Genomic DNA, 21,328 nt, shown 5'->3' on the forward strand with positions numbered 1-21,328 from the left:
TGGATCCGCGAGCCTAACGACGGCCGATACGCGGCATCACGACTTCACCCACACACCGCCCGCACTCGGGTTGTCGCCTTGCGTCCACCATTTCGCGCAATACTTCGCGCCCTGGTACATCACACAGGTGCCGCCTGAATACGCGGTCGTCGCCGACCACGTGGCCGTGCCGCCGCCGACCGGTTTCCATACGGCCGCCTGGCCGGGCACGTCGCCCTGTGTCCACCATTGCGCCTGGTACGTCGTGCCCTGGTAGGTGACCGTCGCGCCGGCCGTGTAGACCTGGCCGGCCGCCCAGGGCGCGCCCGGCTGCGGCGTGCCGCCGTCCGAGCCGCCGCCGTAGTTCGGGTCCTGCGTGACGCCCGCGCCCCATTTGCCGTCCAGCTGCTTGAAGATTGCCGCGAACGCATACGGCTGCTGTGCGACGCCCGAGCAGGTCGGCGACGCATACGTGCCGCCGGACGGGCACGCCTGATCGCGGCCGACCGACCAGTTGCCGAAGAAACCGTAGCCGTTGCCGACCGCTGCATTCAGCACGCTTTGCGCATTCGCGAGCGTGAAGGTTTCGCCCTGTACGTCGTTCACGCCGATCATCGGCGTGACGCCGACCATCTGCCAGAGCTGCGCATTGTTCTTCGGCCGGCCAGCCGACTTGAACGCCGTGTCGAGCTGCGAGTACAGCGCCTGCGCGGCGCTGATCGCGGCGGCGCCCATGTCGATGTTCGCGGGGCCGTAATCCATCGCCATCACGTTCACCGCATCGAACGCGGCCTGGTTCGAGATCGCCGCGTTGACGACGTTCAGGCCGTCCTGCGTGAGCCCGGTCGGCATTGCCGGCAGCGTCAGCGTGACGTGCAGCGGCTTGCCCTTCGCCGCATAGTCGGACTGCAGTTGCGCGACGGCCTGGAAGTTGCGCGCAACCGAGGCCGTGTCCTGCTGCGACGCGCCCTCGATGTCGAAGTCGATATGCGTGAGGCCGTACGTGTCGATCACGGTCTGGTACGCAGTCTTCAGCGCGGGAACCGTCGAGCATGCCTGCATCAGCGGCGTGCCGTTCGCGCCGCCGAACGACACGGCGATTTCGCCGCCTTTCGCGCGGTAGCTCGCGATCGACGTCGACAGCGCAGTGAGCAGCCCGCCGCTCGCGCCGTTGCCGATCGGCTGCACGCCACCCCACGACGGCACGCAACCGTTGCCCGCGACCACGAACGCGAGCGTGAATTGCTGGATGCCTTGCCGGACGCCGATCTGGTCGACGAGCGGTGTCGGATAGAGCGTCACGTCGACATAGGGCGCATAGACGCCTGCACCGTGGGATACGCTCGCGGCGGCGAGCAGACAACCCGCGGCAAGTGCTCGCGGAATGAAACGCGGCAACACATTGTTGTTCATTGTGTTCTCCAAGTGGAAGAGGGATACGCTGGCCTGCGTATCGCCGCCGGACGGGCGACCGGGCCTGCCCGGCCGGCGGCGTGCCCATCTTGGAGGATTCGCGCCGAATAGTGAATGGTTAGGTGTTCTTTTTGTTATTTGATTCCCGATACGTAACGATCTTGCCGATTCGACACCGTTGCGCAACACATCGGGCGGGTGATTTTCCCGACCGATTGCATGCCGGTGCGCGAGCGTTGCCGGCGTCGCGTCATGCCGATGCCGGCTGCGCCAGCGAACGCGCGAGTGCGACGAAACGCTCGACGCACGCCGACGAAAACGGCTCGTTCCACGACACGATCTGCTCGACTGCACGCGTGCCGGCGAGCGGCACGTAGACGACGCCCGGGCGCTGCAGCGTCGCCGTGAAGCCGGGCACGATCGCGATCCCGCGTTCGGCGGCGACCAGCGACACGAGCGTCGTGATCTGCGCGGCGGTTGCGCCGATCCGCGGCGCGAATCCGGCCTGCGCGCACAGGTCGTCGAGCGCCGCCGTCAACGCCGAACCGTAACCGGGCGGAAAGGTCACGAAGGTTTCGTCTGCCAGTTCCGCGACGTCGAGGCTCGCACGGTCTGCGTGCGGATTGCCGGCCGGTACGGCCGCGACGAGCGGTTCGCGCGACACGACGAGCGACGCGACTGACACGCCGGGCGCACCGTCCCACGCCCAGCCGAAACCGATGTCCATCGCGCCGTCGGCGATCTGCTGGCGCTGGCTCGCGGTCGCCGCTTCGCGAAACGCGAGTTCGACGTCGGGCATCGTGCGGCTCGCGGCACGAATCACGTCCGGGAACGTGCCGGACATCGGGATCGAGCTCGCGTAGCCGATCACGATGCGTCCGGCGATACCCTGCGCGATCTTGCGCGCGCTCGCCTCGGCTTCGTCGGCCGCGCGGACGACGTTGCGTGCATGTTCAAGGAACAGTTCGCCTTCCGGCGTGAGCCGCACCGCGCGCGTCGAGCGCTCGAACAGCCGGACGCCGAGCTCGCTTTCCAGCGCGGCGATATGGCGGGTCAGCGGCGGTTGCGCGACGCGCAAGCGCAATGCGGCGCGGCCGAAGTGCAGTTCGTCGGCGACGACCACGAAATAGCGAAGGCGGCGCAAGTCGAGCATTGTTGTCGTTCCGGTATCAATCGCGGTGAAAACGGTATTGGCGTGCGCGCGGCACGCTCGTCAGACTGTCGGCATCGATGACAAGGCATTTCCGATGAACGACAGGACCACGCGCATCGCGTTCTTTCTCTGCGGTTTTGCCGCGTTCCTCAATCTCTATGCGACGCAGGGCATCCTGCACGAACTCGCGGCCGCCTTCGGCGTCAGCGCGGAGCGCGCGGGGCAGGGCGTGAGCGCAACCACGACGGCCGTCGCCATTATCGCGCCGTTCGTCGGCGTGCTGGCCGCACGCATCGAGCGGCGCGTCGCGATCTCGCTCGCGGCGGTGGCCGTCGCGCTGCCGGTCGTGTGGTCCGCGCATGCGGCCGGATTCGCGTCGTTCCTCGGCGCGCGCTTTGCGGCCGGGCTGGTCATGCCGTTCGTCTTTGCGCTGTCGATCGCGTATATCGGCGAACGCTTCGATCGCGGCACGTCGGCCGAGATCAGCGCGCTGTTCGTCGCCGGCACGACGCTCGGCGGGTTCGCCGGCCGCTTCGTGACCAACCTGCTGACGTCGATGTGGGGCTGGCGGCATGCGCTCGATGTCGTCGCGGCGCTGTGTCTTGTCACCGGCGTCGCGATTTACGCGAGCCTGCCGGCGTCCGGTGCGATCGCGCGGCGGGCGTCCGGCAATGACACGCGGGCGGGTTCGTCGTGGCGCATCGTCACGCGCGGCCCGCTGCTCGCGTCGTTCGCGATCGGCGCCTGCGTGCTCGCGTCGCAGGTCGCGACGTTCACGTTCGTCGGGCTGCGGCTCGCGCGTGCGCCGTTCGGCTTCGGCACGGTCGAAATCGGCGCGATCTATGCGGTGTTTCTGGTCGCGGTGGTCGTGACGCCGCTGGCAGGCCGCCTCGCGCGGCATCGCGGCCCGCGCGCACCGGCGCTCGCCGCGGCCGCGCTCGCGATCGGCGGAGCGTTGCTGACGTTGTCGGACAGCGTGCCGGTGATCCTGGCCGGTCTCGCGCTCAGCTCGACCGCCGTGTTCGTCGAACAGGCGTCGGCCAATACGTTCATCTCGCAGGCGGCGTCGAGCGCACGTTCGACGGCGATCGGCATTTACCTGTCGTGCTATTACTTCGGCGGCAGTCTCGGCTCGATCCTGCCGGTGCCCGGCTGGCATCGCTGGGGATGGGCCGGCTGCGTCGCGTTCGTGGTCGCGGCGCAGGCCATCGTCGGCGTGCTCGTGTACCGGTTCTGGCGAACCGTCGGCGCGTCCGGCATCGCGCCTGCCGGCACGCGCGACGGCACGCTCACGCGCTAGTCGCGATCAGCGATACCAGCGCGGCGTATAGACCCACTCGCGCGCGTTGCCGATCGCAAAGCGCCGCGTCGTCGACGAGCCGACGATCACCATCGTCCGCATGTCGACCTGGTCGCTGCGCAGCGCGCCGAGCGTCGTTGTCGTCAGCGTCGCGCCTGGCCGGCCGATGTCGCGGCCGAGCACGACGACCGTTTCGGCCGCCCGGTGCGCACGCACGATGTCGAGCGCCCGGTCGAGCTGCCATGGCCGGGCGCGCGAGATCGGGTTGTAGAACGCCATCACGAGATCGGCTTGCGCTGCATGCTGCAGGCGCGTCTCGATCACGCCCCATGGCTTCAGGTTGTCCGACAGCGAAATCGCGCAGAAGTCGTGACCGAGCGGTGCGCCGGCCTGCGCGGCCGTCGCGAGCGACGCGGAGATGCCGGGCTCCACGCGCAGGTCGACCGCGGCCCACTGCGGGTCGCGCGCTTCGTCGAGCGCTTCGAGCACGGCCGCGGCCATCGCGAACACGCCGGGGTCGCCCGACGACACGACTGCGACGCGCCGGCCTTCGGCCGCGAGTTCGAACGCATGGCGCGCGCGCTGCATTTCCTCGCGATTGTCGGTGCCGTGCACGCGCTGGTCGTCGCGGAACGGGCCGGCCATGGTTACGTAGGTCGTGTAGCCGAGGATGTCGGTCGCTTCCGCGAGCGCGGCGCGCGCGGCCGGCGTGAGCCATGCAGCACCGCCCGGGCCGAGACCGAGCACCGTCAGGCGGCCGCGTGCGCGGCCGAGCGTGGCGGGATCGACCGGATGCGACGCGACCGCGCATGCGAGGCCGTTCGATGCCGGACGCAGCGCGTGTGCGACACGCAACGTGCGGCCAAGCAGCGTGGCCGCATCGGCAGGCGCGCTGCTGTCGGCAGCGTCGAAACGCAGCGGCACGTCGAGCGCTTGCGCCGCTTCTTCCAGCGCAGGTTCGCCGATCGCCGATACCGGGGCGACGATGGCCGCGAGTGCCAGCCGCGCGAGACCTTGCGCGGCGAGCAGGGCTTCGATGCGCGCGGCAAGGGCTTCCCCGGCGTTCACGGCATCGATGGCGACACCGATCACCACGCTGCGAGGATGGATCACGAGTTCGTCGCGCGCGCCGTGCCACGCAGCGGGCGTCACGCGAATGGCATGCCCGGCCGCGTCGTCGCGCGGCAGCGCGACTTCGTCGAGCCACGGGGCCGCGCCGTCGACACGCGTCGATGCACCCGCGAGCAGGTCGGATACGAAGCGCTTGCCTTGCGCGAGATCGGCGAGCGCATAGCCTTCGGGCGGATTGAGCACGCAGGCGCCGAAGCGCAATTCGCCGCTGGTCGTGATCGCCGGCGCGACGCCGACGCATGTGGCGATTTCGCGCGCGATCGCATTGACGCCCGTCAGCCCGCCGAGCAGCGGCACGACGGCCGAGCCGTCTTCCGCGACCGCGAGCACGGGCGGCTCGACGCCCTTGTCGGCGAGCGCGGGCGCGAGGCAGCGGATCACGATGCCGGCCGCGCACAGCGCGACGATCGGCAAGCCGCGCGCATAGAGTTCGCGCAGGTGCGCGCCGAGTTCGTCGAACGGCACGTCGGCGTCGACGCGCGACGCGAGGCCGTGCACGCTTGCGCCCGGGTAGCGCGCCTGGATGCGTCGCGCGGTGTCAAGCGCGCCCGCCCCGAGAATCACGATCGCGGGCGCAGTCGTCATCCTTGCCATTTTTCCCCCGGCACGACGAGCAGCGAGAAATACGGCGACGCCATCGGGTCGACCTGGTCGAGCGGCACGATGCGCTGGTTCGCCATCGTCGCGCGCTCGACGTACAGCGCGCGTTTCGCGAGCCCGAGCTCGTCGAGCACGCGCCGCACCTTGTCGAAATTGCGGCCGAGTTTCATCACGACGGCGGCGTCGGCGCGCGCAAGCCGTTCGCGCAGCTCGTGCTCGGGCAGCACGCCGGACAGCACCGACAGGCTCTGGTTGCGATAGACGAGCGGCTGGCCGAGCACGGCCGTGCCGCCGAGCATCGCGCACACGCCCGGGATGACCTCGGTGTCGTAGCGCGGCGCGAGGCGGTCGTGCAGGTACATGTACGAGCCGTAGAAGAACGGATCGCCTTCGCAGATCACCGCGACGTCGCGGCCTGCATCGAGGTGTGCGGCAACGATCTCGGCAGCCGTATCGTAGAAGTCGGCGATCACGGTCTCGTAGCAGAGCGGCGGCGGCAGCGCTTCGGTCGTCACCGGATAGACGAGCGGCAACTGCGTCTGCCCGTCGAGCAGGTGCGCTTCGACGATGCCGTACGCATTGCCTTTCTTGCCCTTCGCGACGAAATACGCGACCACGGGCGCCGCCTGCAGCACGCGCAGCGCCTTGATCGTCATCAGTTCAGGATCGCCAGGGCCGACGCCGACGCCGAACAGTTGTCCACGCGCGGTCGTCATTCGGCCTCCGTCGCGAGCGCGTTGACCGCGGCGGCGGCCATCGCACTGCCGCCGCGCCGGCCGAGCAGCGCGATGTACGGCACGCCGCGGCTGTCGGCGTCGAGCATCGCCTTCGATTCGGCCGCGCCGATGAAGCCGACCGGAAAGCCGAGGATCAGTGCAGGGCGCGGGGCGCCGGCGTCGATCATGTCGAGCAGGTGGAACAGCGCGGTCGGCGCATTGCCGATCACGACGACGCTGCCCGCGAGATGCGGGCGCCACAGTTCGAGCGCGGCGGCCGAACGCGTGTTGCCGAGGTGCCGTGCGAGGTCGGGCACCTCCGGCTCGCCGAGCGTGCAGATCACGCGGTTGCCGGCCGGCAGCCGCGCGCGCGTGATGCCTTCGGCGACCATCCGCGCGTCGCACAGGATCGGCGCGCCGGCCGCGAGCGCCGTGCGGCCCGCCGTACCGGCGCCGGCCGAAAAACGCAGGTCGTACACGACGTCGACCATCCCGCACGCATGGATCACGCGCACCGCGAGTTTCTCGAGGTCGGGCGGAACCTGCGACAGGTCGGCCTCGGCACGGATCGTCGCGAACGACTGCCGGTAGATTTCCTGCCCGTCGCGAATGTAGTCAAGCATCGGTGGTGTCCTGGCTGTGGCGCGCGCCCGCCAAACGGGCTGCGGCCTGGTCAATCGTCAGATGGCGCGCGAGCGGGGCGCCGAGGCCCTCGGCCGCGTCGCGCCGATAAAGGTCGTAATGCGCGGGCGCCACCGCGACGAGCGTATGCGTCGCGGGACGCGGCAGCGCGCAATGGCGTTCGCAACCGGTCAGGTGCACATCGACCGGATGGCCGATGTGCGCGGCGAGCGCGAGCGCGTCGCGTTTCGTATCGGCGCGCGCTTTCGCGCAGCCCGCGCTGCCGGTGCAGGCGACGAACGTCGCAAGCGGGTCGGATGACTGGCAAACGAGGCCGATCGTCGCGAGTGCGTCGCGCGTGGCCGGTGCGCGTTCGTTCGGCACGCCGTGCAGAAACAGGCCTTGCCACGGCGTCATCGACAGCGTGCCGTCGCCGTCGGCTTCGGCCAATGCGGCGAGCTGTTCCAGTTGCGCCGCGTCGAGCCGCCCGAGTACGCATTGCACGCCGACGCTGCAGCGCGCCGCATCGAGCGACGGGTGCGCGCCGAACCGCAGCGCCGGGTGAGCGGGCATGCGCCGCCAGCCGGCGAGCGCGGGATCGGCCGCGAGCGGGAAGGGCAGGTAGTGCTGTGCGCGCTCGAATAACGCACGTTCGCCGGCTGTCGCGAGCACGGCACGCATCCGCGTGACATCGGCCGGCGCGAGATCGAGGAACGCGAGCAGCAGTGCGCGGACCAGCGCGACAGCCTGGTCGGGCGACACGTCGACCGACGCAGGACGGTCGCCATCCGCGACCGGCGGGCAGCCGGACAGCCCGGCCGCGATGCGTACCGCACCGTCTGCGCGGCGCCATGCGGCCAGCCAGATGTCATGCGGATGATCGAGTGCCGCGACCGATTCGCCGCCGTCGAGCTGGATCGAGAACTTCGGCGACAGCTCGCCACGGCGCGGCTCATGCGCGAGCATGTCGAGCAGCGGAAGGGCGAGTGCGTGACTGTCGACGAGCGCGGCGGGATCGTGCCCGGCGAGCGGGCTGAGCAGGATGTTGCGGACGTCGTCGCTTGCAGCAAGTGCGGCTGTGTCGGCGGCCGGGTCCGCGGCCGCATCGACGCGCGGGCCAAGCCCCGCGTCGAGCAAGGTGCGCGTCAGCGCATCGGCAGCGCCGTCGCGAATGCCGCGTAGCTGGAGATTCGCGCGATTGGTCGCGTCGATCGCGCCGGAGCCGTATTGACGCGCGGCGGCGGCGATCGCACGCGCCTGGCGCGCGTCGAGCCGGCCGCCCGGCAGCTTGATCCGGCACAGCCCGCCGTCGGCGGCCGCGACCACGCGCACGAGCCCCGGGCAAGCCGACGGGCGCACGGCGGGCGACGCAGGAATCGAATCGGGGGCGGAACTCAACGGGATACCGGGACAGTGTCGCGCCGCGGCCAACGCATCGGTACACCCCGCCCGACGCCGACTGGCACGCACGCACTTTCAGGCCGGCAGGTCTCCTGGCTGACAGGTCGGCACCGGCTCCCGGCCTTCCCGGTGAAACCAGTGGCATGAGGGGGAGATCGGCTCGCTGTCTACAGTTGCGGGGGCAGCCACAGCGGCGCGCAACGCGCCCTGTGTTCCCTCTTCGGCCCCGAAGGGCACCGGCGAACGAACGGCCGTAGGATACCCGATTTCGGCACCGGCCCGACATCGGCGATTGGCGCCGGGACCGTGTCGCAGCATGGCTGTGGCGGACTGCGAGCGGTCGCGTGGATGGTACGATTGGCGGCTCGGCATTCGACCGGCGACGCGCCGGGATCCGCAATGATGAAACTCGGCAGGACGGAGCTGTTCGGCATGGGGATTGCGCTGGCCTTGCTGGCCATTCCCGCATGGATGCTGCTCGCATTCGTGCTGATTCCATTTGCGCCGTCCGCGGAGTGGCCCAAGAATGTCGGGCTCGCCGGCCTCGTCGTGCCGATCGTGGCAGGTGGAACCTGGCTGTTCCGGCGAGGCGGCGTACGGCCGCTCGTGTGGCTGCTGCTCGGCTGGCTGCTGGTCGCATCGATCGCCGGCATGTATCTGACCTTGCTGAACTATCTCGGCGGCATGCCGCGCGGCTGAAATCGCTGCCGCATCCGCGCCCGGGCAGGCGGTGGCGGCGGCCGTCAACGGAACAACGCGCAGCGGCACGGCGGCTGCGCATCGCAACACATGGCAGGAAATCGAACGATGGGGAAGGGTGCATGACGGCGTGGCTGACGGTAGTGGGCATCGGCGACGACGGTTACGCGGGGCTCGGGCGCAGCGCACGACGCGCGCTGCTCGACGCGATGCGCGTGGTCGGTGCGAAACGGCATCTCGACATGCTGCCGGCACGGCTGCGTGCCGAACGCGAAGCGTGGCCGTCGCCGTTCGATCTCGCGGGCGTGCTCGCGCGGCGCGGCTCGCCCGTATGTGTGCTCGCGAGCGGCGACCCGATGCTGTTCGGCGTCGGCGCGACGCTCGCGCGCCAGCTTTCCCCCGACGAATGGCGCGTGCTGCCCGCGCCGTCGTCGCTGTCGCTCGCGGCCGCGCGCCTGGGCTGGGCGCTGCAGGACGTCGGCGCGGTCTCGCTTGTCGGGCGTCCGCTCGCGACGCTCGCGCAGCACCTGCTGCCGGGGCGGCGCCTGTTCGTACTGAGCGCCGACGGCCGCACGCCGGCCGCCGTCGCGGCCGAGCTCGCCGCACGCGGCTTCGGGCCGACGCGCATCAGCGTGTTCGAACATCTGGGCGGCCCGCTCGAACGGCGTCTCGACGGCCTCGCGCAGGACTGGACCGTCGCCGAAACGGCCGCGCTCAACCTCGTCGCGCTCGACTGCCAGGCCGGCCCCGACGCGCCGCGCCGCGCGCTCACGCCCGGCCTGCCCGACGATGCATACCGCCACGACGGCCAGCTCACCAAGCGCGACCTGCGCGCGATGACGCTCGGCCGCCTCGCGCCCGCGCCCGGCGAGCTGCTGTGGGACGTCGGCGCGGGCAGCGGCTCGATCGGCATCGAATGGATGCGCGCGCATCCATCCTGCCAGGCAATCGCGATCGAGGCGCATGCGGAACGGCAGCGTTTCATCGAACACAACCGTGATGCGCTCGGCGTGCCGGGCCTGCAACTCGTCGCGGGCCGCGCACCCGATGCGCTTGCGGGGCTTGCCACGCCCGACGCGATCTTCATCGGCGGCGGTGCGACGGCGCCCGGCGTGCTCGACGCGTGCTGGTCGTCGCTGAAACCCGGCGGCCGGCTGGTCGCGAACGCGGTCACGCTGCAGGGCGAGATGGCGCTCGCCGCGTGGCGCGACGCGCACGGCGGCACGCTCACGCGCGTGTCGCTCGCGCATGCGGAGCCGCTCGGCCGCTTCGACACGTGGCGTCAGCCGCTGCCGGTCACGCTATATGACGTGCGCAAGCCCGACGCGGACGACAGGGCCGATGCGATCGCCACGGCCGGCGCGTCGAATCCGGCGAACGCAACGGACGCGTGATGCGCGACGAAACCCCCGAACAGCCCGCGCCGCTGCGCTTCGGCTATACGACCGGCAGCTGCGCGACCGCGACGTCGCTCGCCGCCGCGCGGCTGCTGCTCGCGGGCCAGGCGGACGACGCGGTCGAGATCGTGCTGCCGAAGGGGCAACGCGTGATGATGCGGCTCGAGTTCTGCCGCACCACGGCCGACGGCGCCGAAGCCGGCACGATCAAGGATGCCGGCGACGATCCGGACGTCACGCACGGCGCGCTGATCTTCGCGCGCGTCGCGCTCGCGGCGGCGCCCGGCGTGCGCTTTCATGCGGGGCCGGGCGTCGGCACGGTCACCCGCGCGGGGCTGACGCTGCCCGTCGGCGAACCGGCGATCAACCCGGTGCCGCGTCAGATGATGACGACCCACCTGGAAGCGCTCGCGGCAGAACAGGGCTACGCGGGCGGCTTCGACGTGACGATCGGCGTCGAAGGCGGCGAGGCACTGGCACTGAAGACGATGAATCCGCGTTTGGGCATCGTCGGCGGGCTGTCGATCCTCGGCACGACCGGCATCGTGCGGCCGTTCTCGTGTTCCGCCTATATCGCGTCGATTCACCAGGGCATCGATGTCGCACGCGCAAACGGCATCGCGCATATCGCCGCGTGCACGGGCAACGCGAGCGAGGACGCGATGCGTGCGCACTACCACCTGCCCGACATGGCGCTGATCGAGATGGGCGATTTCGCGGGCGCGGTGCTCAAGCACCTGCGGCGCGCGCCGGTCGCGCGCCTGTCGATGTGCGGCGGGTTCGGCAAGCTCAGCAAGCTCGCGGCCGGTCACCTCGACCTGCACAGCCGCCATTCGAGCATCGACCTGCCGCTGCTCGCACAATGGGCGGCCGACGCCGGCGCGAGCGATGCGCTGCAGGCCGCGATGCGCGCCGCGAACACGAGCCAGGAAGCGCTGAAGCTTGCACAGGCCGACGGCGTGCCGCTCGGCGATCTCGTCTGCGCACAGGCGTTGCGCGTCGCACGCGATATCGTGCCGCCGTCGGTCGCCGTCGAGATGTTCGCGATCGACCGTCAGGGGCGCTTCGTCGGGGAGGCGCGATGAGCGCGCGGATCCTGCTGCTCGGCGGCACCGGCGACGCGCTGAAAATCGCGCGCGCGCTCGGCCCGCATCACGTCTATAGCCTGGCCGGTCTCGGCAAGACCCCCGACGACCTGCGCTGCGACGTGCGCGTCGGCGGTTTCGGCGGGGCCGCCGGCTTGGCCGCGTATCTTCGCGACGCCGGCATCGGCCTCGTGATCGATGCAACGCATCCGTATGCCGCGCAGATCAGCGCGAACGCCGCTGCCGCGACCCGCGACGCCGGTGTGCCGCTCTGGGCGTTGCGGCGCGCGCCCTGGATGCCGCAACCGGGTGACGACTGGCGGATGGTCGACGACTGGGCCGGCATCGAAGCTGCGCTCGCACCGTTCAGGCGGCCGCTGTTCACGCTCGGCCGCGAACCGCTCGCGCATCTCGATGCGATCCCGCCGCATCAGTTCTGGCTCGTGCGCTGCCTCGACGCGCATCCCGGCAACGCGCATGCGCAGATCATCGCCGCGCGCGGGCCGTTCACGCCCGACGGCGAACGGGCGCTGTTCGCGCTGGCGGGCATCGACGTCGTCGTCAGCAAGAACAGCGGCGGTGCGGCCACCGAGGCCAAGCTCGACGTCGCGCGCGAGCGCAGGCTGCCGGTCGTGATGCTGCGCCGGCCGCCGCTGCCCGACGCCGACCGCGCATTCGACTCGGCCGCGGCATTGCTCGACGCACTCGATCCGGCCGCGCGCGCATGACGCGGCGCAGCGGATCATCCAACGAATTGACGGAGAATTTTCGATGACGGTGTATTTCATCGGCGCGGGGCCCGGCGACCCGGAGCTGATCACGGTGAAGGGCCAGCGCCTCGTGCGCACGTGCCCGGTGATCCTGTATGCGGGCTCGCTGGTGCCGGCGGCCGTGCTCGACGGTCATTGCGCGGAGCAGGTCGTCAACACGGCCGAACTCGACCTCGACGCAATCGTCGCGCTGCTCGCGGCCGCACATGCGAAAGGGCAGGACGTGGCGCGCGTGCATTCGGGCGACCCATCGCTGTACGGCGCGATCGGCGAGCAGATCCGCCGGCTGAAGGCGCTCGGGATTCCGTATGAAATCGTGCCGGGCGTGACGGCCACGGCCGCCTGCGCGGCGACGCTCGGCGTCGAGCTGACGCTGCCCGGGGTCGCGCAGACGGTGATCCTCACGCGCTTCGCGGGCAAGACGACGATGCCGGAAGGCGAGGCGCTCGGCTCGCTCGCCGCACACCGCGCGACGCTCGCCATCCATCTCGGCGTGCGCCATCTCGCGCGCATCGTCGACGAAGTGCTGCCGCATTACGGCGCGGATTGCCCGGTCGCGGTGATCTATCGCGCGAGCTGGCCCGACGAGGCGCGCGTGACCGGCACGCTGGCGGACATCGTCGCCAGGGTGCAGGGCACGCAGATCGAGCGTACCGCGCTGATCCTGATCGGACGCGTGCTCGATGCCGAAGGGTTCGCGGATTCGACGCTGTACGCGAGCGCCGGCTGATTACGCGCGCGCCGTGACCGGCGCGGCGCGGCGTGCCGGTCACGCAGACGTGTGTCGAGCGCGGCGCCGATCGTGATCGCGCCGCCGACGAAACGGACCGGCGATGCCGTCTCGCCGAGGATCGGGATCGACGCGGCAATGCGGACGACGGGGAACCTGCAACAGGCGATCCGCGGGTGCCGGCGGTGCGACGAAGGTGCGTGAGACTTGCGGCGGCGTCCGTCCGGGCGGGCCTGCCGACGGTTCGTCGCGGAGCGGGAAGCGGGCGGCTGACGGCTAACGCGAGGACAGTCGCCTAGGCGCGCGCAACCTGCCGCGCCAACCGCGGCGCAAACCCGGCCGCCAGCGCGAACAGCACGACACACAGGCACGCCATCGCGATCCACGCAGGCGTCAAATCCGCGAGATGCTGGCGCACGATACCGGCCGCGAACGGGAACGATCCGGCGATCAAATAGCCGACACCCTGCACGAACCCCGTCAACGATGCGGCATCGGCCGGCGTCGCCGCATGGTCGACCGTGACGATCAGCGACAGCGGGAACAGCGCGCCGATTCCCGCGCCGAGCAGCAGCGCGGCCGGCAGCGCGAGCGCTTCGGGCGCGGCCAGCATCACCAGCAACCCGGCCAACAGCGACACGATCGCCGCATGCAGCGCAGGCCGGCGATCGGGCAGGCGGTCGATCGTCGCCGAGATCGTCAACCCCGCGACGACTTCCGCGAGCGTCACGCCGCCGAGCAGGCTGCCGGCCGCCGTCGGCGACCAGCCGAGCCGCATGTAGTACGGCGGCAGCCAGGCGAGCACGAGTGTGTAGGCGCCCGTCGCGATCCCGAAGAACAGCGCGAGCCGCCATGCGCGCGGCGAGCGCGACGGCTGCGCATTCGACGTCGAGGCCGGCGCGGCGGCAAAGCCGTCGCCGCCGCGGCTGGCAAGCGGCCACGCGAGCGCGGCCACCACGGCCGGCAGCGCCCAGCCCGCGAGTGCGGCGAGCCAGCCCCAGCGCGCTGCAGCGAACGGCGCGACGACGCTTGCGAGCACTGCACCGCCCATGATCGACGTCGAATAGACGCCCATCGCGCCACCGATGCGCGTCGCGAAATGCGCCTTCACGAAGCCGGGCAGCAGCGCCTGCACCATCGCGATCCCGACGCCCGCGCAGCAGGCGCTCGCGAGCAGCAGCCACGCGTGCTGCGCGCCGATCCGCGACACGCAGGCCAGCCCGATCAGCGCGACACCCAGCCAGACGCCGCCCGCGATGCCGGTCACGCGCTGCAGGCGCCGTGCGCCCAGTGCGCCGAGCCCCATCAGCAGGATCGGGATCGTCGTCAGCAGGCTGGCCGTGCCGTCGCCGATACCGGTCGCGCGCTGGATCATGTCGAGCAGCGGGCCAACCGCGGCCAGCGCGGGCCGCAGGTTCAGCCCGACGAGCACGATGGCGGCAAGCCGCCATGCGGGGGAAGTGAAGCGATTCATCGGCGAGGCCCTCGATATCGGTGACGGCTGCCAACGAGGCGCCGTGCGTTTTCAGGTAAAGTATCTCGACATCAAGATAAATGCTGATTTATCTCGACGTCAAGATAACTGGTGAGCCGAGGAGGGTTAATGGATCGAGCCGCGCATGCGCTCGCGCAATGGCGCGCCGAGCGTCCGGATCTGGACGCGTCGTCGATGGTGGTGATGGGGCGGCTGCAGGAAGCCGCGCTCGTGATCGCGCGCGACCGTCTCAATCCGCTGTTTGCGCGCTACGGGATGCAGCCGGGCGAATTCGACGTGCTCGCGACGCTGCGGCGCGGCGGGGCGCCGTTCGCGCTGACGCCGACGGCGTTGTACGACGCGCTGATGATGTCGTCGGGCGGGATGACCGCGCGCATCGACCGGCTGCAGAAGGCCGGCTGGGTCGAGCGGCGGCCGAACCCGGCCGACGGGCGCGGCACGCTCGTCGCGCTGACGGACACCGGCCGCGCGCTGATCGACGACGCGGTCGTCGCGCACATCGACAACCAGCGCGCGCTGCTGGCCGCGCTGTCGGACGCGGAACAGGCCCAGTTGTCGCAATTGCTGGGCAAGCTGCTGACGGGGCTGGAAAGTCCTGCGCCGGAAGCGCCGGGCGGCAAGTAGCGCCGCCGCAGGCGTGACGCGGGCGCGTCGCGCGGGCAAAAAAACGCCCGCCGCGCAATGCGGCGGGCTCGCGCAGCGCGCGGGCCGCACACGGCGCGCCCGCGCGGCTGCCCGGTCGCTTAACCGCGTGCCGGAATGTTGAGCCCGCGTGCGACGGCCGGGCGCGCGACGAACGCGTCGAGCGCGCGTGCGACGTGCCGGAATTCGCTGAAGCCGACCAGGTCGCCCGCTTCGTAGAAGCCGACGAGGTTGCGCACCCACGGGAAGATCGCAATGTCGGCGATCGTGTAGGTATCGCCCATCACCCACTGGCGGTTCGCGAGATGCGCGTCGAGCACGGCGAGCAGGCGCTTCGACTCGTCGACGTAGCGGTCGCGCGGACGCTTGTCTTCGAAGTCGCGGCCGGCGAACTTGTGGAAGAAGCCGAGCTGGCCGAACATCGGCCCGATGCCGCCCATCTGGAACATCACCCACTGGATCGTCTCGTAGCGGCCGGCGAGATCCTTCGGGATCAGCTGGCCCGTCTTGTCCGCGAGATAGATCAGGATCGCGCCCGATTCGAACAGCGGCAGCGGCTTGCCGTCGGGGCCGTTCGGGTCGATGATCGCCGGGATCTTGTTGTTCGGGTTCAGCGACAGGAATTCGGGCGACAGCTGGTCGTTCGTGTCGAAGCGCACGAGGTGCGGCTCGTAAGGCAGGCCGGTTTCCTCGAGCATGATCGACACCTTGACGCCGTTCGGCGTCGGCAGCGAGTACAGCTGGAGACGGTCGGGATGCTGGGCCGGCCACTTGTGCGTAATCGGGAAGGCGGACAGATCGGGCATGAAGGTTCGCTCGTCGAAGTGAAGGATCCGCGCGCCGTCCGTGCCACCGCGCTCGCGCACGATCCGCGGCGCGGCGGCGGGCCGGCGCGCGCCAAAGACGCCCACTGTAGCCGATCCCCGGAATCGATGCAGGCGCCGGCCTCGGCCGGCCGCCGCCACCCCGCCCGAAGCCGTCAGAAGTTGTGCCGCAGCCCGATCATCGCGGCCGTCGTGCCGACGCCGGGCGCGACCGGCTGCCCGTACACGAGCATCTGGTCCATCGTGCCGCGGTTGTTCACGCGGCCGACCTGCGCATAGACCATCGTCCGCTTCGACAGGCTGTAGTCGGCCGCGAGCACAACCGCCGTCGAACGGTTCTCCGAGCGGTTGCGATCCTTCAGGTAGTACACGGCGGACGTGACCTGCAACGCGGGCGTGAAGCGGTATCCGACGCCGGCCGACAGCATGTCGAGGTTCACCTTGTCCGCATGCGACGGATTCCTGCCGTTGCCGTACGACGCCGACACCGAAAAGTCGTGGATCGTGTATTTCGCGCCGACGTAAAAAAAGCGATTGTTGTCGACGCCGGTCGGCGCGACGCCCGGCGCCGGATTCGTATCGTGCCCGTTGTAGTAGACGGCCGACGCGTTCAGCCCGTAGTTCGCATACCTGAGCACGACGGACTCGCGCGTGCCGCCCTGGAACTGCCCGGCGACGCCGCCCGGCGCGTATTCGAGTGCGATCGTCGCGCCCGCGAACGCCGGCGACTGATAGACGAGCGCATTGCTGTCGTACAGCGCGCCGATCGCGCCGTTGGTGCTCGTGCCCGGCCAGCCGGCGGCGGTGTTCAGGCCGAGCCATGCGGTCAGCACGCTGCCGAAGAACTGCGCGTTGCGCACGTCGGTGTCGGCCATCGCATAGATCATCGGCACGATCTGGCGGCCGGCCGTAAACGAGCCGAACGGGCCCGACACGCCGAGCGACGCGACCTGGTTGAAGATCGCGACGGCGCCCGGCGTATCGCTCAGCTGCAGCTTGCCGGTCCCGCTGTCGAACGAACCCTGCAGCTTGAAGTTGACCTTGTAGCCGCCGCCGATGTCCTCGCTGCCGCGGATGCCCCAGAAGCTCGAATAGATGCCGCCGTCCTTCATGCGGAACACCTTGCCCGTATTCGGCGCGGTCGGGCTGAACGACGCAGCCGACGTGCTCTGGTACAGCAGGCCCGAGTCGATCACGCCGTAGAGCGTGACGGAGGATTGCGCGTGCGCGAGGGCCGAACAGCCGGCAAGCGCCGCGAGCGCGGCCAGTTTCGTCTTCATGAAGTCTCCGGGTTGTCATGGGCCGGACGGGATCGAGCCCGTCCGGGTAAAGCGGGGCAACATCGAGGCAGGCGGGAGGGCGCGACAAGCGGCGCCGGTGCGAGCCGTGCGGAAAGACTACGCAACGGCGGGCAGCCGCTCCCCCCCACGCACGGGGGGCAGGGTTGCGGAGAATCGAACGGGGAGGGACGGGCGGCTATGCGGCCAGGGGCAAGGGATTCAGGCCGATCTCAGGGCGCGCTTTCGAGCAGCCCGAGCACCAGCGCGCGGCGCACCGCATGCTTGCGCGAGCTCGCGTCGAGCTTGCCGAACAGGTTCTTCAGGTGCCATTTCACGGTTTCCTCGCCGACGGCGAGCGCGACCGCGATCTCCTTGTTCGACAGGTTGCGTGCGAGCAGCTCGAGGATCGCGCGCTCCTTCGGCGTCAGCACGACGCTCGGCACCGCGCGCGGGCTCGCCGCACCGCGCGGGGCCGGCGGCACGATCCGCGGCTGCGGCAGCGCGTGCCGGGCGGGGCCGTCGCCGGCGAGCGCCTCGTCGCCGACGCGGCGCGCCCAGTCGGCGACGGCCGGATGCGCGTCGGCAAGCGTGCGCGTGAGTCCGAACATGTCGGCGAGATTCATCGCCTCGTCGAGCAGCGTGCGGCCGCCATGCCCCGACTGTTCGAGCGCGAACGCGCTGAGCGCCATGATCTCGATGCGCTCGCGCCCCATGCTCATTTCGCGGGCCAGCACGGCCGCTTCGTCGAGCGCCGCGCTCGCATCGTCCCAGCGGCGCGCGGCGAGCGCCGCGCCCGCATGCGCGGTCGCCTGCAGCAGCACGACGGGGCGCCGCCACAACGGCCCGTGCGCCGGAAATTGCGCCGCGGCGATCGCGTCGATCCGCTCGACGAGCGCATGGCAGGTGGCCTCGCGATAGCGCGCCGCGTGAATGCGCACCTGCTCGGCAAGGCTCGCGACCGACAGGCGCGGCAGCCGGCGCGCGACACCCATCGCGTCGAGCGCTTCGAGCAGGTCGATCGCGCGATGCTCGACGCCGCGCAGCAGCGCGATGCGCGCGGCCGTGCGATAGCCGAGCAGCACGGTATCGGGCGTGCCCGCGTGTTCGAGCACGTCGAGCCGGTTCGCGAGCAACGCGGCCGCCTGGTCGACGCGATCGGCCTCGTACGCGATGGCCGCGCACATCGCCGCGAACATGCAGGTCAGCGGATGGCGGCGCCCGAGATCGGCCTCCGCACGCGCCAGCGCCGGCGACAGCACGTCGTCCGCGAGCCGGATCTGGCCTTCGCGCAGGTAGCTCAGGCCCGCGATCAGCTCGCCCCAGCGAGCGACATAGCCGAACCCGGCCGCCGTTTCGCCGCGCGGTGCGGCCTGCTGGAAACGGCGCGCCTGCGCGGGTTCGCCGACGATGATCGCGCGCGCCGACAGCCGGTTCGCGTGCATCTGCGCGAGCCATGTCGCCGCCGGCGGCGTGAAGTCGGCCCACGGCTCGAACAGCTCGACGAAGCGGTCGATTTCGTCGGCGTAATACGCGGCCGCGCTGAGGATCAGCGCGCATTCGTAGCGCATCGCGGCCGGCGTGCCGCCATCCGCGAGGATCCCCGCGATCTGGCGCTGCGCCTCGACATGACGCTCGCCGAGCGCCAGCGCCCATGCGACCGCGATCCGTAGCGTCGGGCGCTTGTCGAGTTCCGCGTCGGGCAGCAGCGCGAGCCAGTCGAGCACATCGTTGATACGGCCCTGCTTGATCGCATCCTCGAGGCAGCGCTGCGCGAGCGCGTACGCGGTCTCGAACTGGCCGGCCGCGTACGCGTGGCGCGCGGCTTCCTCGCTCATCCCGTGCGCATCGAGCCATGCGGCCGCGCGCGCATGCAGCGTGCTGCGCTCGGCGTCGGAACGTGTGGCCAGGCGGTCGCGCAGCGTGTCGCGCACGAGCGGATGCAGCCGGCACCAGTCCGAATCGTCCGATGCAATGAACAGCGGCGTGTCGCGCGCGAGCCGTGCGAGCCGGTCGGGTGCGTTCGCATCGTCGAGCAGCGCCGCGCACAACGACGGATGCAGGCGATCGGCGACGCTCGTGCGTGTCAGGAACGCGGTGTCGTCAGCCGACTGGTTCGCGAGCAGCAGTTCGACGAGCCGGTCGCGCGTGCCGTCCATGCGTGCGGCGAGCGCGTCGACCGCCTGGCGCGGATCGGCCGAGCGCGCCATCGCGGCCATCGCGAGCTGCAGCCCGAGCGGCCAGCCGTCGACACGTTCGAACAGCCGCGCGCACCCGTCGGCGTCCACCCGTTGCGCGAAGCGCGCACCGACCAGCGCGATCGTCTCGTCGAGCGTGAAGCGCAGCCAGTCGGGGCCCGCGAGCGTGCATTGCCCGCCGGCGAGCAGATCGCCGGCCGCGTGATCGAGCCCGCGCCGCGCGGCGACGACGACATGCAGGTTCTGCGGCGCGTTGTGCAGCACGTAGATCAGCGCGTCGAGGCCGGCGCCCGGCAGCCGCTCGGCATCGTCGACGATCAGCAGCGCGTCCATCGACAGTTGCGCGACTTCGGCGAGCCACGCGGTCAGGCCGTCCAGCGCGCGCGCCGCACCGCCCGGGATCAGCCGCCCGAAGCCGGGCCGCGCGCAGCCGGTGCGCACGGCCTGCACGAGCCCCTGCAGCAGCCGCGGTGCGTCGTCGCGCTCGTCGGCCGACAGCCACACGACCGCGCGGCCGAGCGCGAGGGTTTCGCGGCGCCATTGCGCGAGCAGCGACGTCTTGCCGTACCCGGCCGGCGCCTGTACCAGCGTGACCGGCCGGCCGTCGAACGCCGGCGCGGCGAGGCTCAGCCGCGCGCGGGCGAGCAACTGCGCCGGCACGCGCGGCGCGGTCGTCTTCAGGACCAGTTCGGTGGGGGGCGCGTCGGCGCGATCGGGTGGGTGGGCCATCTGGGCAGCAGTCGGAATCCGGCGGGGCCGTGCGGGCCAGCGTCCGGGGTGGGCGTGGGGGGAAGGATCGGCCGAACCGTATTCGCCCGTCAATCCCCCCCGCGACGAGTGGGGCCGCACCGGCGCCGCGTCGATAGCATGGGTTCCGATACATGACGAACGCCGCGAGGAGGGCACCCATGAAGATCGTATCGACCGGCACACGGCGCAGCGCGCCGACCGCCGGATAAGCGGAGCGGCGCGATGTACCGCCATCTGCTCGTGACGGTCGACGGCGTGCCCGGCGGCATCGACGCGATCGGCCATGCACTGGAACTGGCGCGGGCGGTCGGCGCGCGGGTCACGTTCGTCCTGCCCGCCGCCGCGCCGGACTCGTGTTTATCCGGAGCGCGGCTGCCGGAACACGGTGCGAAAGTGGAAGCCGCCGCGCGGGCGCAGGGCCTGTCCCATGCGATCGCGGGGGCCGGCCACCCGGCCAGCGGCGACGCATCGCCCGGCGCGCTTGCCGGCGAGCTCGGTTGCGACCTGATTGGCGTCGCGGCACTGCCGCCGGATGCCGATGCGGCGCAATGCACGCAACGGCAGCATCTGCTCGCGACGAGCGCCGTGCCGGTACTGGTATGCACGTCGCACCGGACGCCCGCCGAGGCGCGCGTGATGGCGCGTTGTCTCGATGCGCATCGCATGGCCGGCGTGCTGCTGCAGGCGCTGATGGGGTCCGGGCCAACGGCGAACGAACTGCAGCGGCAAGCGGTCGACGCACCGGGTGCACTGGCCTCGCTCGCCGCGCTGCAGGACGCGCGTTTCCGCACGGCCACCGAAGCGCGGCTCTTCGCGGCATTGCGCGTCCGCGCGGAGTGCGTCGCGGCCGAACTGGACGAACTCGACCGCCAGCGGCAGCGCGACGCGCAAGCGCTCGGCGCGCTCGCCCGGATCGCCGCAGACGGGCTGCCGTCGGCCGCGTTCGACGCAGCGCTGGCTCGCTATGCGCACGGCGCGTTCGAGCAGATGGGGCGGATGGAAGGCGTGATTTTCCCGGCCGCGCGGCGCTACCTGGGCGACGCGGACTGGAACGAACTGGACGAACCGCCGGCGGACCGCGCAACCGCGACGCCGCCGGGCATGACTGGACCTGACGATGCGCGACGCGCATCGGACTGACAACATA

At 71.0% G+C, this 21,328-nt stretch carries 18 protein-coding genes and 1 riboswitch; of the genes, 8 read left to right on the forward strand and 10 right to left on the reverse strand.

All coding sequences use genetic code 11. The features are described 5' to 3' along the window. Positions 1–36: 36 nt before the first annotated feature. Positions 37–1,392, reverse strand: coding sequence for a chitinase (locus tag ACWMMN_RS08575; RefSeq protein ID WP_486422563.1), 1,356 nt, complete (start codon positions 1,390–1,392; stop codon positions 37–39). Between the two features lie 250 nt (positions 1,393–1,642). Then, positions 1,643–2,545 carry a LysR substrate-binding domain-containing protein gene (locus tag ACWMMN_RS08580; RefSeq protein ID WP_486422564.1) on the reverse strand — a complete coding sequence of 301 codons (903 nt, stop codon included), beginning with the start codon at positions 2,543–2,545 and terminating at the stop codon, positions 1,643–1,645. Between the two features lie 94 nt (positions 2,546–2,639). Between ACWMMN_RS08580 and ACWMMN_RS08585 the strand changes: the two genes are divergently transcribed. Further along, positions 2,640–3,845, forward strand: a complete 1,206-nt coding sequence (locus ACWMMN_RS08585; RefSeq protein WP_256084853.1) for an MFS transporter — start codon at positions 2,640–2,642, stop codon at positions 3,843–3,845. A 6-nt stretch (positions 3,846–3,851) separates the two neighbouring features. Here ACWMMN_RS08585 and cobJ read toward each other — a convergent pair whose 3' ends face one another. From cobJ to cobG, 4 genes are read right to left on the reverse strand one after another with little or no spacing between them, the layout of a single operon-like run. Further along, the gene (cobJ, locus tag ACWMMN_RS08590; RefSeq protein ID WP_486422565.1) at positions 3,852–5,561 is read right to left on the reverse strand and encodes a precorrin-3B C(17)-methyltransferase; all 1,710 of its coding nucleotides are present in this window, start codon (positions 5,559–5,561) and stop codon (positions 3,852–3,854) included. Next, positions 5,558–6,292 carry a precorrin-2 C(20)-methyltransferase gene (locus ACWMMN_RS08595; protein ID WP_059234199.1) on the reverse strand — a complete coding sequence of 245 codons (735 nt, stop codon included), beginning with the start codon at positions 6,290–6,292 and terminating at the stop codon, positions 5,558–5,560. Before ACWMMN_RS08595 ends, cobJ begins: the two co-directional genes overlap by 4 nt. After that, complete coding sequence (locus ACWMMN_RS08600; protein WP_174991495.1) at positions 6,289–6,915, reverse strand: precorrin-8X methylmutase; 627 nt, start codon at positions 6,913–6,915, stop codon at positions 6,289–6,291. Before ACWMMN_RS08600 ends, ACWMMN_RS08595 begins: the two co-directional genes overlap by 4 nt. Continuing rightward, complete coding sequence (gene cobG / locus ACWMMN_RS08605; protein WP_486423220.1) at positions 6,908–8,272, reverse strand: precorrin-3B synthase; 1,365 nt, start codon at positions 8,270–8,272, stop codon at positions 6,908–6,910. Before cobG ends, ACWMMN_RS08600 begins: the two co-directional genes overlap by 8 nt. A gap of 107 nt (positions 8,273–8,379) precedes the next feature. Then, positions 8,380–8,570: riboswitch (cobalamin riboswitch) on the reverse strand. A gap of 146 nt (positions 8,571–8,716) precedes the next feature. Here cobG and ACWMMN_RS08610 point away from each other — a divergent pair. From ACWMMN_RS08610 to cobM, 5 genes are all read left to right on the forward strand, one after another. After that, entirely contained in the window at positions 8,717–9,013 is a 297-nt protein-coding gene (locus ACWMMN_RS08610; RefSeq protein WP_155627138.1) for a hypothetical protein, read from the forward strand. A gap of 122 nt (positions 9,014–9,135) precedes the next feature. Beyond that, positions 9,136–10,407: a precorrin-6y C5,15-methyltransferase (decarboxylating) subunit CbiE gene (cbiE, locus tag ACWMMN_RS08615; RefSeq protein WP_486422566.1), complete on the forward strand. Its 1,272-nt coding sequence runs from the start codon at positions 9,136–9,138 to the stop codon at positions 10,405–10,407. After that, the gene (locus ACWMMN_RS08620) at positions 10,407–11,495 is read left to right on the forward strand and encodes a cobalt-precorrin-5B (C(1))-methyltransferase (RefSeq protein WP_342702105.1); all 1,089 of its coding nucleotides are present in this window, start codon (positions 10,407–10,409) and stop codon (positions 11,493–11,495) included. Before cbiE ends, ACWMMN_RS08620 begins: the two co-directional genes overlap by 1 nt. Next, the gene (locus tag ACWMMN_RS08625) at positions 11,492–12,223 is read left to right on the forward strand and encodes a cobalt-precorrin-6A reductase (RefSeq protein ID WP_486422567.1); all 732 of its coding nucleotides are present in this window, start codon (positions 11,492–11,494) and stop codon (positions 12,221–12,223) included. Before ACWMMN_RS08620 ends, ACWMMN_RS08625 begins: the two co-directional genes overlap by 4 nt. Before the next feature lie 43 nt (positions 12,224–12,266). Further along, on the forward strand, positions 12,267–12,995 hold the full coding sequence (gene cobM / locus ACWMMN_RS08630; protein WP_174991500.1) for a precorrin-4 C(11)-methyltransferase: 729 nt from the start codon (positions 12,267–12,269) through the stop codon (positions 12,993–12,995). A 295-nt stretch (positions 12,996–13,290) separates the two neighbouring features. Here the strand turns inward: cobM and ACWMMN_RS08635 are convergent, their stop codons facing one another. Beyond that, a complete protein-coding gene (locus ACWMMN_RS08635; RefSeq protein ID WP_486422568.1) occupies positions 13,291–14,469 on the reverse strand; it encodes an MFS transporter in 1,179 nt (392 codons plus the stop codon). 129 nt (positions 14,470–14,598) lie between these two features. Here ACWMMN_RS08635 and ACWMMN_RS08640 point away from each other — a divergent pair, with 129 nt between their 5' ends. Next, complete coding sequence (locus ACWMMN_RS08640) at positions 14,599–15,114, forward strand: MarR family winged helix-turn-helix transcriptional regulator (RefSeq protein WP_256084861.1); 516 nt, start codon at positions 14,599–14,601, stop codon at positions 15,112–15,114. A gap of 119 nt (positions 15,115–15,233) precedes the next feature. On the opposite strand, the gene ACWMMN_RS08645 is transcribed toward ACWMMN_RS08640, so the two are convergent. The 3 genes from ACWMMN_RS08645 to ACWMMN_RS08655 all read right to left on the reverse strand — a co-directional run bounded on the left by ACWMMN_RS08645 (position 15,234) and on the right by ACWMMN_RS08655 (position 20,160). Next, a complete protein-coding gene (locus tag ACWMMN_RS08645; protein ID WP_059236757.1) occupies positions 15,234–15,938 on the reverse strand; it encodes a glutathione S-transferase N-terminal domain-containing protein in 705 nt (234 codons plus the stop codon). A 173-nt stretch (positions 15,939–16,111) separates the two neighbouring features. Beyond that, positions 16,112–17,236: a porin gene (locus tag ACWMMN_RS08650; protein WP_342702113.1), complete on the reverse strand. Its 1,125-nt coding sequence runs from the start codon at positions 17,234–17,236 to the stop codon at positions 16,112–16,114. Between the two features lie 230 nt (positions 17,237–17,466). Continuing rightward, positions 17,467–20,160 (reverse strand): winged helix-turn-helix domain-containing protein, encoded by a 2,694-nt coding sequence (locus ACWMMN_RS08655; protein WP_059234179.1) that lies wholly within the window; start codon positions 20,158–20,160, stop codon positions 17,467–17,469. Positions 20,161–20,403: 243 nt separating this feature from the next. Here ACWMMN_RS08655 and ACWMMN_RS08660 point away from each other — a divergent pair, with 243 nt between their 5' ends. Then, entirely contained in the window at positions 20,404–21,321 is a 918-nt protein-coding gene (locus tag ACWMMN_RS08660; RefSeq protein WP_486422569.1) for a universal stress protein, read from the forward strand. Positions 21,322–21,328 lie beyond the last annotated feature (7 nt).

The organism is Burkholderia cepacia complex sp. TUM26381 (genome assembly GCF_057439935.1).

Bases quoted from the DNA above. Each gene is read 5' to 3' on its own strand.
- ACWMMN_RS08575 (WP_486422563.1), bottom strand. From the start codon at position 1,392: ATGAACAACAATGTGTTGCCGCGTTTCATTCCGCGAGCACTTGCCGCG.
- ACWMMN_RS08580 (WP_486422564.1), bottom strand. From the start codon at position 2,545: ATGCTCGACTTGCGCCGCCTTCGCTATTTCGTGGTCGTCGCCGACGAA.
- ACWMMN_RS08585 (WP_256084853.1), top strand. From the start codon at position 2,640: ATGAACGACAGGACCACGCGCATCGCGTTCTTTCTCTGCGGTTTTGCC.
- cobJ (WP_486422565.1), bottom strand. From the start codon at position 5,561: ATGACGACTGCGCCCGCGATCGTGATTCTCGGGGCGGGCGCGCTTGAC.
- ACWMMN_RS08595 (WP_059234199.1), bottom strand. From the start codon at position 6,292: ATGACGACCGCGCGTGGACAACTGTTCGGCGTCGGCGTCGGCCCTGGC.
- ACWMMN_RS08600 (WP_174991495.1), bottom strand. From the start codon at position 6,915: ATGCTTGACTACATTCGCGACGGGCAGGAAATCTACCGGCAGTCGTTC.
- ACWMMN_RS08610 (WP_155627138.1), top strand. From the start codon at position 8,717: ATGAAACTCGGCAGGACGGAGCTGTTCGGCATGGGGATTGCGCTGGCC.
- cbiE (WP_486422566.1), top strand. From the start codon at position 9,136: ATGACGGCGTGGCTGACGGTAGTGGGCATCGGCGACGACGGTTACGCG.
- ACWMMN_RS08620 (WP_342702105.1), top strand. From the start codon at position 10,407: ATGCGCGACGAAACCCCCGAACAGCCCGCGCCGCTGCGCTTCGGCTAT.
- ACWMMN_RS08625 (WP_486422567.1), top strand. From the start codon at position 11,492: ATGAGCGCGCGGATCCTGCTGCTCGGCGGCACCGGCGACGCGCTGAAA.
- cobM (WP_174991500.1), top strand. From the start codon at position 12,267: ATGACGGTGTATTTCATCGGCGCGGGGCCCGGCGACCCGGAGCTGATC.
- ACWMMN_RS08635 (WP_486422568.1), bottom strand. From the start codon at position 14,469: ATGAATCGCTTCACTTCCCCCGCATGGCGGCTTGCCGCCATCGTGCTC.
- ACWMMN_RS08640 (WP_256084861.1), top strand. From the start codon at position 14,599: ATGGATCGAGCCGCGCATGCGCTCGCGCAATGGCGCGCCGAGCGTCCG.
- ACWMMN_RS08645 (WP_059236757.1), bottom strand. From the start codon at position 15,938: ATGCCCGATCTGTCCGCCTTCCCGATTACGCACAAGTGGCCGGCCCAG.
- ACWMMN_RS08650 (WP_342702113.1), bottom strand. From the start codon at position 17,236: ATGAAGACGAAACTGGCCGCGCTCGCGGCGCTTGCCGGCTGTTCGGCC.
- ACWMMN_RS08655 (WP_059234179.1), bottom strand. From the start codon at position 20,160: ATGGCCCACCCACCCGATCGCGCCGACGCGCCCCCCACCGAACTGGTC.
- ACWMMN_RS08660 (WP_486422569.1), top strand. From the start codon at position 20,404: ATGTACCGCCATCTGCTCGTGACGGTCGACGGCGTGCCCGGCGGCATC.